Below are 15,268 nucleotides of genomic sequence, written 5' to 3'. Positions count from 1 at the left end.
AACGAAAAAAGGGAGGCCAGATGACATTCCAGCAACCCGAGGTGGATACCTCGCCGCCGGTCTCTGACGAGATCCGCAAGACCACCTGCTACATGTGTGCCTGCCGCTGCGGCATCAACGTGCATATGAAGGACGGCAAAGTCGCCTATATCGAAGGCAACCGCGATCATCCGGTCAACAAGGGCGTGCTCTGCGCCAAAGGGTCGGCCGGGATCATGCAGCACAACGCCCCGTCCCGCCTGCGGGCACCGCTGAAGCGGGTCGGCCCCCGCGGGTCGGGCGAATTCGAGGAAATCTCCTGGGACGAAGCGCTGGACATCGCCCAGGGCTGGCTGGAGCCGCTGCGCAAGGATCACCCGGAAAAGCTGGCGTTCTTTACCGGGCGGGATCAGTCGCAATCCTTCACCAGCTTTTGGGCGCAGAATTTCGGCACCTGCAACTACGCGGCGCATGGCGGGTTCTGCTCGGTCAACATGGCCACGGCGGGGATCTACACCATGGGCGGCGCCTTCTGGGAATTCGGCCAGCCGGATTGGGACCATACCAAACTCTTCCTGCTGTTCGGCGTCGCCGAAGACCACGACAGCAATCCGATCAAGATGGGCATCGGCAAGATCAAGGCCCGCGGCGCGCGTGTGATTGGCGTCAACCCGATCCGCACCGGCTATAACGCGGTGGCGGATGACTGGGTCGGCATCACCCCAGGTACAGACGGGTTGTTCATCCTGTCGCTGGTGCATGTGTTGATGAAGGCGGGCAAGATCGATCTCGATTATCTCAGCCGCTACACCAATGCGCCGGTGCTGGTAAACCAGGACAAGAACAGCCCCGATTATGGCCTGTTCCTGCGCGATGACCATGGCGCGCCGCTGGTGATCAACCGCAAAACCGGCAAGCTGGCCCCCTTTGACATGTACGGCCTGCGCCCCGATCTGAACGGGACGCTGCAGATGGGCGAGATCACCCATGTTTCCGTCTTCCGGCTGATGGCCGAAAAATACCTCGCGGAGGACTACGCCCCCGAAACGGTGGCCGAACGCTGCGGCATCCCCGCGCCCCGCATCCGCGCCATTGCCGCCGAGATCGCCCGCGTCGCCTTTGACGAAGCCTTCGAGCTGGCCTGCGAATGGACCGATTTTCGCGGCGAAACCCATCAGACCATGCAGGGGCGCCCGGTGTCGATGCATGCCATGCGCGGTGTGTCCGCCCACGCCAACGGATTTCAGACCTGCCGCGCCCTGCACGTGCTGCAAATTCTTCTCGGCACCGTCGAGGTCCCCGGCGGGTTTCGCTTCAAACCGCCCTACCCAAAGCCCGCAACCGCGCATCCGCCCCCCCATTGCCGCGTCACCCCCGGCAAACCCCTCGACGGGCCGCACCTCGGCTTTGTTCAGGGTCCCGAACATCTGGCGCTCCTCAACGACGGCAGCCCCGCCCGCATCGACAAGGCCTTCACCTGGGAAAACCCCATGAGCAGCCACGGGCTGATGCATATGGTGATTTCAAATGCCCATGCGGGCGATCCCTACAAGATTGATACCCTGTTCCTGTACATGGCGAATATGGCCTGGAATTCATCCATGAATACCACCGGCGTGATGGAGATGCTGACGGATACCGACGCCTCCGGCGACTATGTGATCCCGCATATCATCTACTCTGACGCCTACAGCTCCGAGATGGTCGCCTATGCGGATCTGATCCTGCCGGATACCACCTACCTGGAGCGCCACGACTGTATCTCGCTGCTTGACCGCCCGATCTGCGAGGCCGATGGCGCCGCCGATGCGATCCGCTGGCCGGTTGTCGCCCCGGACCGCGATGTCCGGGGGTTCCAGACCGTGCTGATCCAGCTCGCAAACCGTCTCGCGCTGCCCGGCTTCACCCATGAGGACGGCTCGGCCAGGTATCGGGACTACGCGGACTATATCGTCACCCATGAGCGCAAGCCCGGGATCGGCCCGCTGGCAGGGTTCCGGGGCGATGGCGCGCAAACCGGGCGGGGCGCCCCGAACCCCGATCAGTTGGACAAATACATCGAAAACGGTGGCTTCTTCCTGACCCACATCCCCGAAGAGGCCCGCTATTTCAAACCCTGGAACATGGCCTATCAGGACTGGGCCGTGAACCTTGGCCTGTTTGACACGCCACAGCCCTATCTGTTCCAGCTCTACGTGGAACCGATGCGCAAATTCCAGCTCGCCGCCGAAGGCCGCGGTGAGCGCCAGCCCCCCGATCACCTGCGGCAACAGATCAAGAACAGCATGCATCCCCTGCCCGTCTGGTACGACACCCCACAGCATGGCAACAGAGGCTTCACCGTCAATGCCCTCACACAGCGGCCGATGGCAATGTATCACAGCTGGGGCAGCCAGAACGCCTGGCTACGCCAATTGCACGGTCACAACCCGCTCTATGTGCCCACAAAACTGATGCGCGAAACCGATCTCCGCGATGGCGACTGGGTGCGCGTCACATCCCCCCACGGCGAAATCACCGTCCCGGTCATGGAAATGGCAGGGCTCAATGAAAACACCGTCTGGACCTGGAACGCCATTGGCAAGCGCAAGGGCACTTGGGCGCTTGCCGACACTGCGCCGGAGGCGACCCGCGGCTTTCTGCTCAATCACCTCATCCACGAACTGCTCCCGCCAAAGGGCGACGGTCTGCGGTGGGCCAATTCCGACCCCATCACCGGACAGGCCGCCTGGTTCGATCTGAAGGTGCGGATCGAAAAAACGGCCCCACCCCAAGACAAACCACAAAGCGAGCCCGATTTCCCACCGGTCAAATCTCCCCTACCGCCGCCGCCGCGAGATCTCGCCTGGAAGGTCGGCTCATGAGGTTTCATCTTTTCTCAAATACCTCGGGGTCCGGGGCAGCGCCCCGGCACCAGCCGTTGCCCCCAAGCGCAGGAGCATCCCGATGACCGAACTTCCCGCCGCCACACAGCGCAGCATGGGCCTGGTGATTGACCTCGATACCTGCGTCGGCTGCCAGGCCTGCGTGATCTCCTGCAAGGGGTGGAATACGGAAAACTACGGCGCCCCCCTGTCAGATCAGGACGCATACGGCGCAGCACCCTCCGGCAGTTTTCTCAATCGGGTCCATTCCTACGAGGTGCAGCCGGAGCAGGGCCAGGCCCAGCTGATCCACTTTCCAAAGTCCTGCCTTCATTGCGAAGACGCGCCCTGCGTCACGGTCTGCCCCACCGGCGCCAGCTACAAACGGGTGGAGGACGGTATTGTGCTGGTCAATGAGAGCGACTGCATCGGTTGCGGGCTATGTGCCTGGTCCTGCCCCTATGGCGCGCGTGAATTGGATCTGGCGGCAGGCGTGATGAAAAAATGCACTCTTTGCGTCGACCGGATCTACAACGAGAACCTCCCCGAAGAGGACCGCATCCCCACCTGCGTGCGCAGCTGCCCCTCGGGCGCCCGACATTTCGGTGATCTCGGCGATCCGGACTCGGAGGTCTCAGCGCTGGTCGCCGACCGTGGCGGCATGGATCTGATGCCAGAGATGGGGACCAGGCCCGTGAACAAATATCTGCCGCCCCGCCCGAAGGACAGGCTCGCAGGAAACAACCCGCAGGACATAGACCTCCTCGCGCCGCTGCTGTCGCCGGTGGCCACGGATGCCGCCGGATTTCTCGGGTGGCTCGACCGCGCGCTGGACAAACTGCCAGGGGGGGAGCGCTGATGCATCCTGCGCCGTCTGTCATTGTCTTCACCACCCTGTCGGGACTCGGTTTTGGCCTCCTGTTCTTTCTCGGCCTCGGCATGCCCGCCGCCCGCGGCATGGTCGCCTTTGTGTTCTATGCCATCGCATTCGGTCTGGCCGTCGGGGGGCTTCTGGCCTCGACCCTTCACCTCGGCCGCCCCGAGCGCGCATGGAAGGCGTTTTCACAATGGCGCAGCAGCTGGCTCTCGCGTGAGGGATGCTGCGCCGTGGCCGCGCTGCTGACCATGGCGGTGCATGCCATCAGTGCAATCTTTTTCGACCATCCGCTGGCGCTAGTCGGGATTGCCGGCGCGGTGCTCAGTGTCGGGACCGTTTTCACCACCTCGATGATCTATACGCAACTGAAGACGGTGCCACGCTGGAACATGTTCCCCCTGACGCCTGCGTTGTTCCTCACCCTGTCGCTGGCCGGAGGCGCGCTACTCGCGGGGCAGGACGGTCAGGCCATCTGGCTTCTGATCCTCGCGGGGGGCACTCTTCTGGCCTATTGGTATCAGGGCGATTCCGCCTTCAGCGACTCCGGAACCACATTGGCGACGGCCACGGGGCTCGGCGGGCGGGGTGAGGTCCGCGCCTTCGAGCCACCCCATACGGGCAGCAACTACCTGCTCCGGGAAATGGTGCATCAGGTGGGGCGAAAACATTCCAGACGGCTGCGGTGGATTGGCTTCACGCTCGCCATCATCGTGCCGTTGCTCTGCCTGCTGATACCGGTCACGGGGCTGGCGTTGAAGCACAGTCTCGCGGCGGTGGCGGTACTGGCTCATATGGTGGGGGTTGCCTGTACCCGCTGGCTGTTCTTTGCCGAAGCGGAACATGTTGTCGGCTTGTACTACGGCAAGCGCTAGGCGGGCAAAGCTAGGTAGCCGACGCATTTGAGGGGGCTGGCGCACTGGCCGACCACCGGAGTGGCGCCCGGAGGCCCGGCGTGCGGACCGCAAAAAGCCCCGCGCAGAACTGGCGGGGCCCTTGGTCCGGTTCGGGATGCTCAGCCCGGTGTCAGAGCAGGCCCGCGTGCCCCATGGCCGCATCGATTCTGGCCTTGGTCGCATCCTCAAGCCCTGTCAGCGGCGACCGGACCTCTTCGGAACACAGCCCCAGTCTGGACAATGCGTATTTCGCTCCTACCAGACCCGGCTCGATAAAGATCGCTTCGTGCAGGGGCATCAGACGGTCCTGATAGTCCAGCGCGGTCTTGTAATCCCCGGCAAGGGTTGCAGCCTGAAACGCCGCGCAGAGCTTCGGTGCGACGTTGGCAGTGACCGAGATACAGCCCACACCGCCATGAGCGTTGAAGCCCAGCGCGGTCGCATCTTCGCCAGACAGCTGCACGAAATCGGACCCGCAGGACGCCCGCTGCTGGCTCACCCGTTCCAGTTTGCCGGTGGCATCCTTCACGCCGATGATCCGTGGCAGCTTTGCCAGCTCGCCCATGGTCGCGGGCAACATGTCCACGACCGACCGCGGCGGGATATTGTAGATGATGATCGGAATGTCAGCGCAGTCATGCACTGCGGTGAAATGGACCACCATGCCGCGCTGGGTTGGCCGGTTGTAGTAGGGCGTCACAACCAGGGCCGCGTCGGCACCGACCTTCTCGGCGAATTCGACAAAGCGAATCGCCTCGACAGTATTGTTGGATCCGGCCCCCGCGATCACCGGCACACGACCCGCAGCGGTTTCGACCACGACCGCGATGACGCGCTCGTGCTCGTCATGGGTCAAGGTCGGGCTCTCGCCGGTGGTTCCGACCGGAACCAGACCCGTGGACCCTTCGGCAATGTGCCATTCAACCAAGTGTTTGAGCGTATCCAGATCCAACTCACCATTGCGAAACGGGGTGACGAGGGCTGGCATAGAGCCTTTGAACATGGGAACGCTCCAGTTAAGTGATTTCGTACAGGCAATTCCTTGCCCGGACAGGCACGATGCCAGGGATTTGAGTTGCACCCGGTTCATCACGCACTATCGTCACAGGCTGTATCCCCGGATGACTGGAAAATGCAAGAGATGACACGCAGACTTGCCTGCTTCGTGCTGATTTTCACGACCTTGTGGAACGCGCCCGTATTGGCGCGAGGTCTCGTCACAGCCCTGCCCCTGATGCGCGATTCGCTCTGGGCCGAAGCCTTGATCGAGGCGGGGGACGAAGGCTCCATCGCAAGGGATGTGATCGAATGGCACCGTCTGCGCGCCGCCGAAGGACGTCCGCAGGATATCATGGCCTTTCTCGAGCGCCGCGCCGACTGGCCGGGAATGGATTACCTGCGCCGCCAATCCGAAGAAATCATCGCGACCGCAGGCGACGCCACCGTTCTGGCATTTTACCGGGGTGCAGGCGCACCCCAGCCCCCCCAGACCCCAGAGGGCGCATTGAGCCTCGGCGACGCCCTGATCCGCAGCGGCCGCAGGGACGAAGGACAGGCCGAAATCCTGCGCGCATGGCAGAGCATGGCGATGCCTGCGGACACACAGGTTGCCTATCTGGCCCGTCACGGCACCCTGCTGGCCGCCCATCATGAGACCCGCCTGTCCCGCCTCTTGTGGGATGGCCACAAGGTCTCCGGTCGCCGGATGCTGGATCTGGTGAGCGAGGGCGCGCGCAAGCTCGCCGAGGCGCGCATCGCATTGCAGGAGCAGGCAAATGGGGTCGATGCGGCGATTGCTGCGGTGCCTGCCGGGCTCAGGGGTGACGCCGGGCTGGCCTATGACCGGTTTGCCTGGCGCGATGCGAAACGGCGGCAGGACGATGCCATCGCGATGATGCTGGAGCGCTCCACCTCGGCGGCGGCGCTGGGGGTGCCAGAAAAATGGCTGCGGCGGCGGGCGGATTTTGCCCGTCAGCTGATGCGGGACAATGACAATACACGGGCCTACAGGCTTGCGGCCAACCACTTTGCCACTGCGGATGCCGGCTATGGCTATGCCGACAATGAATGGATCGCGGGCTATGTTGCGCTGCGCAAGCTTGAGAACGCGGAACTCGCCGTCTATCACTTCACCCGGTTTCTGGCAGCGGTCAAAAGCCCGATTTCGGTCGGGCGGGCTGGCTATTGGCTCGGTCGCGCCTATGCCCGGCTGGGGGAGGTCGACAAGGCCCATGCCGCCTATCGTCTTGGGGCAAAGTACCAAAGCTCCTACTATGGCCTGCTGTCTGCGCAGGCGCTTGGGCGCGGTCTGGACCCGGTGCTCGCGGCCCCGGACACGCCGGACTGGCGGGGGGCTCGGTTTCTCGGCTCGTCCGTCTACATGGCCGGGATGGAGTTGCTGAAGGCGGGCGAAATCCCGCTGGCAGAGCGGTTCCTGACCCATCTGGCCGAAAGCCTGTCCCCCGATGATGCCCTGAGGCTCGGTCAGATGGCCGTCGATATGGAGCAGCCGCATCTGGCGGTGATGATCTCCAAACGCGCGGCGCAGGATGGGCTGGAACTTGCGGGCGCGTATTATCCGCTGCATCCGGTGGCGGCGCTTGATTTGCCCATGGCACCGGAGATGACCCTGGCCATTGCCCGTCGCGAAAGCGAATTCGATCCGGTGGTTGTCAGCCATGCAGGCGCCCGGGGCCTGATGCAGGTCATGCCCGCCACAGCAGAGCTGGTGGCCCGGGAACTTGGTATTCTGGACGACCACAAGATGTCCCGGCTGACGTCAGAGTGGCGCTACAACGCGCGGCTTGGCGCGCAATATCTCGCCTCGCTGGCAGGCGCGTTCAATGGCAATGTGGTGCTGATGGCCGCAGGCTACAATGCAGGCCCCCACCGTCCCATCGCGTGGATGGAGCGCTATGGCGATCCGCGCGACGCATCGGTGGATGTGGTCGACTGGGTAGAGCATATCCCCTTCAACGAGACCCGGAACTATGTGATGCGCGTCACCGAAAGCCTGCCGGTTTATCGCGCCCGGCTGGGCCAGCCCGCCCTGCCGGTGCCATTCACACGGGAACTATCGGGCCGCACGCTTGATGTTTTCGCGCCAAAAGGTGAATAGCCCGGCCGCAACCACCAGCCCGGCGCCGATCACGACATTGGTCCGCATGCTTTCGCCAAACACCGTGAGCCCGATCATCGCAGCCCAGGGCAGTTGCATATAGGCAAAAGGCTGCACTGCGCTGGCTTCGGCCATCTCGTAGCATTTGATCAGCAACCAATGCCCCAGTGCGCCGGTCACACAGAGCATCGCCATCCAGCCCCAATCCGGCGCCGTCATCGGCTCCCAGTACCAAAGCCCCAGCGGCGTGATGAAGATCATGCCGTAGACGCCGGTATAGAAAAAGCTGGTCGCGGTCGTGTCCCGCCGCGCCACATAGCGTGTCAGCAATCCGTAGAGCGCAAACATCAGCGCCGATACCAGCGGAATGAGCGCGGCGAGCTGGAACACGCCGGACCCCGGCTGCAGGATGATCAGCACACCGAGAAAACCGACGCCGATCGCCGACCAACGGCGCCAGCCGACCTGCTCGCCGAGAATGGGACCGGACAGCGCCGCGATCAGCAGCGGATAGCAGACAAAAACCGCGTGGCTTTCCACCAGTCCGAGCACCGTGAAGGCAAGCACCATGACGCAGATCTCGGCCACCAGCACGAAGGCGCGAAAGATCTGCACCGCCTTCTGGCTGGTCCGGGCGGCCAGACGGAGGCTGCCGGTCTGCTGCAATGCCACCGAGATCACAAAGGCCGCGAAGAACCAGTAGCGGATCATGATCACCATGAAAATGTTGTACTCACTGGCCAGATGCCGCGAGATCCCGTCCTGGAACGCAAACACGATGGTCGCCCCGATCATCAGCAGGATCCCCATTCTGGTGTCGTCTTTTGCCATCACCTGATCCATGCCTCAGCCTTTCACTGCCCGCGTCATATGTCTTTTCCGGCCAAAGCCCGGCGCTCTGTCCACGTCAAACCCGGCCTCCTGCAGCCCCCGGCGGACAAATCCGGCCGCCGTATAGGTCGCAGCCGTGCCACCGCTACGCGTGTGATCCGCCACCGCCTGCAACAGATCCTGCTGCCACAGCTCCGGGTTCTTGGCGGGCGAGAACCCGTCCAGAAACCAGGCATCGGCCTGCCCTGTCCACTCCGGCACCGACACCCGGGCGTCGGCGACGACCACCTCGGCGCGCAGCGTGCCGAGGTCACACAGACCGCCGCCCGTCCACTGGCTCAGGAACCGCTCTGCCCAGGGCATGATCTGCGGAAAGGCCTGCAAGGCGCGAGCCATATCGTCCACGGCCATCGGATAGGCCTCAAAGCTGGTGAAATGCAACGCGCCCTTCTGGCCGCTCTGCTCCCAGGCCCGCCAGGCCGCAAGCATGTTGAGGCCGGTTCCAAAACCCAGCTCTGCGATGTGAAACCCAGCCGCATAGCGCGCTGGCAGATCGTTCCCGGCAAGGAACACATGTTCGGTCTCCAGAAGACCGTTCTGAAGCGAGAAATAGGGATCGTCGAACTGGTCGGAGACCGGCAACATGCCGTCCCGCCAACTCAGCCGGGCCTGCTGGTCTGCCATGGTAATTTCCTCTAGAGAGACGTCCGGAGACAGGGCGAACCTGACGAAAGGGCATGGAAATGGCAACTCCCGAAATCACGGTGCGCGGCGCGGGTATCTTTGGCCTCTCGATCGCCTGGGCCTGTCACCGGCGCGGTGCCCCTGTCCAGATCGTGGACCCTCACGGCCCCGGCGCGGGATCAAGCGGCGGCATCGTCGGCGCATTGGCCCCGCATGTGCCGGAGAACTGGAACCCGAAAAAGGCCTTTCAGCTGGACAGCCTGCTGATGGCAGAGCGCTTTTGGGCCGAGGTCGAGGCCACGGGCGGGGTTTCGCCCGGCTATGGCCGGTTGGGGCGACTGCAGCCGATTGCGGATGACCGTGGCCTGCAATTGGCAGTGCAGCGTTGCGACAGCGCGGCAGACCTCTGGCAGGGCCGCGCCATCTGGGAGGTCCGCCCGGCGGCGGAGTTCGGGGAATGGCACCCGCCCAGCGCCACCGGGATGGTCATCCACGATACGCTGTCGGCCCGCATCCACCCTCGCCAGGCCTGCGCGGCACTGGTCGCGGCCCTGAGGGCGGGCGGCGTCGAGGTGGTTCCTGACGCGCCCGATCTCGGGCTGGTGATGCATGCGACCGGCTATCAGGGGCTTCTGGAGATGAATGCGGAGGCCACCCGGAGTGTCGGAAATGGCGTCAAGGGCCAGGCCGCCTTGTTGCAGTTCGACGCAGGCCAGGTGCCGCAGCTCTATGCCGACGGGCTGCATATTATTCCGCATGCGGACGGAACGCTTGCCATCGGCTCCACCAGCGAGCGGGACTTCACCCATCCGGCCGACACCGACTCACAGCTGGAGGAGGTTATCGCCCGCGCCCGCCGCGCGGTGCCGCAGCTCGAGGGCGCCGCGATCCTGAGCCGCTGGGCCGGGGTTCGCCCGCGCGCCCGGACCCGTGCCCCGATGCTGGGCGAATGGCCGGGACGGCGTGGTCATTTCATTGCCAATGGCGGCTTCAAGATCGGCTTTGGCATGGCCCCCAGGATCGCCGATGTCATGGCTGATTTGCTGCTGGAGGGGCGCGACGCAATTCCGGCCGGTTTCCGAGTGTCCGACAATCTCTGACGCGGTCACCGCCTGCGGCGTTCTCGCCCCCATGGCAGGGTGATACCGATGCCAGTGCGACCCCCATGCAAGTGGGAAATGCCGGGGCGCAGCCGGAGAGCCGGCAGGCACCATGCAAAAGGCCGCGCAGGTAGCGCGACCCTTCAGAATAATACGGCAGAAAATATGGGCGGACAATACGGGCCTTGCCGGCCCAAGCCCGTTAGCTGGCCTGCGGGATAATGACGATCTCGACACGCCGGTTGCGCGCCTTGCCCTCGACGGTCAGGTTGCTGGCCACAGGGGCGTCTTCGCCGCGGCCAATGATGCGCATGCGCCCGTAGGATACCCCACCCGCCGCCATCTCGTCCGCGACCGCGTTGGCGCGGCGTTCGGACAGCGAATAGTTGTAGGATGCGGCACCGTCGCTGTCGGTATGGCCGATCACCTGTACGACACTGCCCGGATAGCGCTGCAGGCTGCCCGCCACCTTGCGCAGATCACTGCGAACCACCGATGAGATCGACGCGCTGTCCGTGGCAAAGGTGAGATCATTCGGGAGCGACACGATCAGACGGTCACCGGTGTTCACGATGGAAATTGAACCGTTGTCGAGGCTCTGCCGCAATTCGGCTTCCTGTTTGTCCAGCTCGCGGCCGATCAGACCACCGGCCAGGGCGCCCAGCGCTGCGGAGCCGATGACGGTGTCGACCTTGTCGTCATCCGAGGTCGCAGCACCAATACCCGCACCGATCAGGCCACCGATGATGGCCCCGTTCTGCGAGCGGTTCGTACCACCGGGCGCGCCATAAGACGCCGGATCATTACAGGCGCTCAGCGCGACGGCTGCGGTCAGAACACCAACAACGGGGAGTTTCGCAAAAGACATTCAGTCTACCTTTTCTCTCTCAATCCTGTCTCTCGGCATCTTTCGGTATCAGGGGTGACCCACCTCGAACAAACGCGGAGACGTTACGTATAGATATTGTGCCACATCGCGGCTGCAACAAGCGACAAGAGATGCGGTTCGGCGGATTGCCGCGCACGCTCTGCCGCTGCTTTGCGGGGTGGCCCATGTTTGGTGAACGAATAACTCGGCTTCTTGTTCCTGCCAAAGTTTGCGCAGCAGAGACGCCTCTGCCGTAAACTGGTCGTCAAGCAGATCCGCCGCCATCATTCTGTCGGTTCTGAAATGGCGAAACCCGGCGCGCAGCTCGCACCAGGCGGCCAGCAGCGTACAATCCACATGATATATCAGCGCCAGTGGCCGCAGCACGCGGTCGCTCTGCTCGCCGCCCTCATTGACGTAGGACAGGCGCAGTTTCTGGGCACTGCGCACCGCCTGCCGCAACAGCGCAACGGACACGCAGCCACAGTCGGGATTGTCCTGCGGTGCCCCATAGGGCGCGACCTGCAGCCATTCGGCGCTCTTGTGGACATCACAGATCTTGCGCCCCACCCGGGCTGCCGCCTGCTGCAACGCGCCATCACCGGTGCGGATCAGCATGGCGAGCCCCACATGCAAGGCCTCGATCTCTTCCTCGTCGAAGTTCAGCGGCGGCAGATCATAGCCCTTGCGCAATATATACCCAACCCCGGCCTCGCCCTCGACCGGGGTGCGCATCGCCTGCAAGGCCACGATATCGCGGTAGACCGTGCGCCTGGAGACCTCCAGCTGCGCGGCAAGATCCTCGGCACGCAGCGGCGCATTGGCTGCGCGCAGGATCTGGATCAATTCAAACAGCCGGTCGCTGCGGGACATGGGCGCCTCCGGAGAAGTATGCGGCCAGCATATGATCAAAGACGCGGGCCAGGAAATGACAACCTGCTGCCATTCTAGCACAGCCCACTGACAACAGGCTGTCAGCAGTGATCTGGTTCCTTGGGGGCGACGATAGCAGCCAGAAGGAGACGCCCGATGCTGTCCTACGATTGGATCACCCTTATCACGCTCGGCCATGATCGATGGGATACCCAGAGCCGCCGCGCCCGCAGCTCCTACGAGATTGAACAGGAAGAGGCCCGGTTGGAGCTGGAGGACCAGCTGGCGTCCAGACGCCGGACCCGCCGCCGCGCATTCATTGCAACCCTCCGCAGGCTGCTGCCGCGCCTGCTACCCCGTCTGATCACGCGCCCGCTTCGCATGCGGCCTCCGCGCGGGCGGCCTCGAACGCGAGCATGGCGCGTTTGACCGGAAGCCCCCAGTGGTAGCCACCGATCGCCCCGCCCTTGCGCAACACCCGATGGCAGGGAATGAGCCAGCTGAGGGGGTTCTTTCCCACTGCGGTGCCGACCGCGCGCACCGCAGTGGGCACCTCGGCGGCGGCGGCAATTTCGCCGTAGGTGGCGGCCGTCCCTTCGGGAATGCTGAGCAGCGCCTCCCAGACCTTTATCTGCAGCGGCGCGCCAATCAGATGCAGCGCGGTCTCTCCCCTGCGCAGGAAAGCAGCCTCAGCCTGGGATCGCAGCGCGGCACGATCCTCGACAAAAGTCGCCTTGGGCCAACGGGCGCACATATCGGCGAGCGCAGCCCCGGTGCCGACTTCGGCGGCAAACGCCAGTCCGCACAGCCCCTTGTCCGTCCCCATGACCAGGGCCGCACCAAAGGGGCTGTCGAACCATCCCCAACGCACCGTCAACCCGGCCCCCCTGCGCGCATATTCGCCCGGGCTCATCGCCTCCCACCGCACGAACAGATCATGCAGCCGGCCGGACCCCGACAGGCCCACCGCATGCGCCGTATCAAGCAGCGGCACATCCGCCCGCAGCAGGGATTTGGCATGACCGAGCCGCAGATATTGCTGATAGCGTTTCGGCGACACGCCGACCCAGGAAGAGAACACGCGCTGAAAATGCGCAGGGCTCATCTCCATCCGGGCCGACAAGGCATCGAGCGTGAGATCCGCGCCGCCCTCGTCGATGACTTCGATCGCCCGGCGGATCACCCCGTAGTGGTAGGCCTGTTCATCTCGCGGCATGGTCACGCCCCCCCTGTGTTCCGGTCCGGCGGAAGCCTCTCTTCTCGCCTGATGAGACAATAGCGGTGGCAATCCGACCACGCGACCCGAATCCTGCGATTTCAAAACAGAACGGGGCTCTGGCGACAGGACTGGCCCGGCCCATCAGGCGACGGGGCTTCGGACCAGCAGGGACCGGATGAACGGGAACTGGGAGGTTGCGCAAGCGCGGCATATGCAGCGCACAGGCAGAGGCCCGACAAATGTTGCGCGTTTTTGATTTGCACCATCCATGTCCAGCAGGCAATACAGCCCTCGATGGCCAAGCAACTCGATTATCATACCCTCCGCGAGATCTTTACGCGGTTTCAGGACGCCGAGGCAGAACCCAAGGGTGAGCTCGATCACGTCAATGTCTACACGTTACTTGTCGCCGTCGCCCTGTCGGCGCAGGCAACAGACGCGGGCGTGAACCGGGCAACCAAAACCCTGTTCACGATTGCCGATACACCGCAAAAGATGCTCGACCTCGGTGAAGAAAAGGTCATCGAACATATCAAGACCATCGGCCTTTATCGCAACAAGGCCAAGAACGTCATCAAGCTCTCGCGCATTCTGGTCGATCAGTATGGCGGCGAAGTTCCCTGTTCACGGGCCGCTCTCGAGAGCCTGCCGGGTGTCGGCCGCAAAACTGCCAACGTCGTCCTGAACATGTGGTGGCGCCATCCGGCACAGGCAGTAGACACCCATATCTTTCGCGTGGGCAACCGATCCGGCATTGCTCCGGGCAAGGATGTGGACGCCGTAGAGCGGGCCATCGAAGACAATATCCCCGTCGACTTTCAACTCCACGCCCACCATTGGCTGATCCTGCACGGCCGCTATCACTGCAAGGCGCGCAAACCTCTTTGCCCCACTTGCATCATCCGAGACCTTTGTCAGTTTGAGGACAAAACCATATGACCAAGACGTATCAACTCGTGGGCATCGGCAATGCCGTTGTCGATGTGATCGCACAGTGCGACGACAGTTTCCTCGACCATATGGGGATCGAAAAAGGTATCATGCAGCTGGTGGAACGCGAGCGCAGTGAGGTGCTTTTTGCCGCCATGAAAGAACGCGTGCAAACGCCCGGCGGGTCGGTCGCGAATACGATCGCAGGTGCCGGCGCTCTGGGGCTCAGGTCCGCGTTTATCGGGCGTGTGCATGACGATGCGATTGGCCGGTTTTACGCCAAGACTATGCAGGACGAAGGCGTCGATTTCGTCAATGCCCCGGTGGCAGAGGGTGAGTTGCCGACTTCCCGCACGATGATCTTCGTCTCGCCCGATGGTGAGCGTTCGATGAACACCTATCTGGGAATTTCCTCCGAACTCAGCTCGGAGGACGTGCCGGCCACGGTTGCCGAGCGGTCGCAAATCATGTTCCTTGAGGGCTACCTGTTTGACAAGGACAAGGGCAAGACCGCCTTTATGGAGGCTGCGCGTGATTGTACCAGAGGGGGCGGCAAGGCCGGTATCGCGATTTCCGATCCGTTCTGCGTCGAGCGGCACCGGGACGACTTTCTGCGTCTGATCGAACATGATCTGGATTTCGTGCTGGGCAACGAAGACGAAATCCGCTCGCTGTTTGAAACCGATGATCTGGAAGAGGCGCTGGCGAAAACGGCGGCCATTTGTCCTCTGGTGGTCTGCACCCGCTCGGGCGATGGCGTCACCGTGGTCAGCGAGGCAGGCCGGATCGACGTTCCGGTGACAAAGGTGGTCCCGGTGGATGCCACAGGAGCGGGCGATCAATTCGCGGCGGGGTTCCTCTATGGTCTTGCCACATCACGGGATCTCGAAACCTGCGCGCGTATGGGCAATGCCTGCGCCGCAGAAGTCATCAGCCATATCGGGCCGCGCCCGCAGACGGATATGCGCGCAGTGCTGCGCAGCGCGGGCCTGTTGGACGGTTGAGCCCGAAATCGGGAGCTTCCGGATCAGG

At 63.4% G+C, this 15,268-nt stretch carries 12 protein-coding genes and 1 pseudogene; 7 read left to right on the top strand and 6 right to left on the bottom strand.

The genetic code is table 11. The features are described 5' to 3' along the window. Nucleotides 1-20: 20 nt before the first annotated feature. From FGE21_RS03025 to FGE21_RS03015, 3 genes are all read left to right on the top strand, one after another. Entirely contained in the window at nt 21-2,843 is a 2,823-nt protein-coding gene (locus FGE21_RS03025; RefSeq protein ID WP_139661538.1) for a molybdopterin oxidoreductase family protein, read from the top strand. Between the two features lie 82 nt (nt 2,844-2,925). After that, entirely contained in the window at nt 2,926-3,702 is a 777-nt protein-coding gene (locus FGE21_RS03020) for a 4Fe-4S dicluster domain-containing protein (protein ID WP_139661536.1), read from the top strand. Next, nucleotides 3,702-4,592, top strand: a complete 891-nt coding sequence (locus tag FGE21_RS03015; RefSeq protein WP_139661535.1) for a DmsC/YnfH family molybdoenzyme membrane anchor subunit — start codon at nt 3,702-3,704, stop codon at nt 4,590-4,592. The genes FGE21_RS03020 and FGE21_RS03015 overlap by 1 nt, the downstream gene beginning before the upstream one ends. Before the next feature lie 151 nt (nt 4,593-4,743). Here FGE21_RS03015 and dapA read toward each other — a convergent pair whose 3' ends face one another. Further along, nucleotides 4,744-5,616 carry a 4-hydroxy-tetrahydrodipicolinate synthase gene (dapA, locus tag FGE21_RS03010; RefSeq protein ID WP_139661533.1) on the bottom strand — a complete coding sequence of 291 codons (873 nt, stop codon included), beginning with the start codon at nt 5,614-5,616 and terminating at the stop codon, nt 4,744-4,746. A gap of 138 nt (nt 5,617-5,754) precedes the next feature. Between dapA and FGE21_RS03005 the strand changes: the two genes are divergently transcribed. Continuing rightward, complete coding sequence (locus FGE21_RS03005; protein WP_139661531.1) at nt 5,755-7,731, top strand: lytic transglycosylase domain-containing protein; 1,977 nt, start codon at nt 5,755-5,757, stop codon at nt 7,729-7,731. Here the strand turns inward: FGE21_RS03005 and FGE21_RS03000 are convergent. After that, entirely contained in the window at nt 7,687-8,562 is an 876-nt protein-coding gene (locus tag FGE21_RS03000) for a DMT family transporter (protein WP_255731309.1), read from the bottom strand. The genes FGE21_RS03005 and FGE21_RS03000 overlap by 45 nt on opposite strands. 15 nt (nt 8,563-8,577) lie before the next feature. Further along, the gene (gene mnmD, locus FGE21_RS02995) at nt 8,578-9,246 is read right to left on the bottom strand and encodes a tRNA (5-methylaminomethyl-2-thiouridine)(34)-methyltransferase MnmD (RefSeq protein ID WP_139661528.1); all 669 of its coding nucleotides are present in this window, start codon (nt 9,244-9,246) and stop codon (nt 8,578-8,580) included. A 59-nt stretch (nt 9,247-9,305) separates the two neighbouring features. On the opposite strand from mnmD, the gene FGE21_RS02990 reads away from it, so the two are divergent. Next, nucleotides 9,306-10,346 (top strand): FAD-binding oxidoreductase, encoded by a 1,041-nt coding sequence (locus FGE21_RS02990; RefSeq protein ID WP_139661527.1) that lies wholly within the window; start codon nt 9,306-9,308, stop codon nt 10,344-10,346. 202 nt (nt 10,347-10,548) lie between these two features. On the opposite strand, the gene FGE21_RS02985 is transcribed toward FGE21_RS02990, so the two are convergent. From FGE21_RS02985 to FGE21_RS02975, 3 genes and pseudogenes are all read right to left on the bottom strand, one after another. Then, nucleotides 10,549-11,214 (bottom strand): OmpA family protein, encoded by a 666-nt coding sequence (locus FGE21_RS02985; protein ID WP_139661525.1) that lies wholly within the window; start codon nt 11,212-11,214, stop codon nt 10,549-10,551. A 210-nt stretch (nt 11,215-11,424) separates the two neighbouring features. Then, nucleotides 11,425-12,087 (bottom strand): annotated as a pseudogene (locus tag FGE21_RS02980) (helix-turn-helix transcriptional regulator); the annotation flags it as partial. Between the two features lie 364 nt (nt 12,088-12,451). After that, nucleotides 12,452-13,303, bottom strand: coding sequence for a bifunctional helix-turn-helix domain-containing protein/methylated-DNA--[protein]-cysteine S-methyltransferase (locus tag FGE21_RS02975; protein WP_139661522.1), 852 nt, complete (start codon nt 13,301-13,303; stop codon nt 12,452-12,454). Nucleotides 13,304-13,600: 297 nt separating this feature from the next. Here FGE21_RS02975 and nth point away from each other — a divergent pair, with 297 nt between their 5' ends. Together nth and FGE21_RS02965 are read left to right on the top strand one after the other, a co-directional pair. Continuing rightward, complete coding sequence (gene nth / locus FGE21_RS02970) at nt 13,601-14,245, top strand: endonuclease III (protein WP_139661521.1); 645 nt, start codon at nt 13,601-13,603, stop codon at nt 14,243-14,245. Beyond that, nucleotides 14,242-15,240, top strand: coding sequence for an adenosine kinase (locus FGE21_RS02965; RefSeq protein WP_139661519.1), 999 nt, complete (start codon nt 14,242-14,244; stop codon nt 15,238-15,240). The genes nth and FGE21_RS02965 overlap by 4 nt, the downstream gene beginning before the upstream one ends. The last annotated feature ends 28 nt before the right edge of the window (nt 15,241-15,268 follow it).

This window comes from Phaeobacter sp. B1627 (assembly GCF_006265095.1).
Taxonomy (GTDB): domain Bacteria; phylum Pseudomonadota; class Alphaproteobacteria; order Rhodobacterales; family Rhodobacteraceae; genus Epibacterium.
The sequence above is the reverse complement of the archived record's forward strand: the minus strand, read 5'-3'. Positions and strand labels throughout refer to the sequence as shown.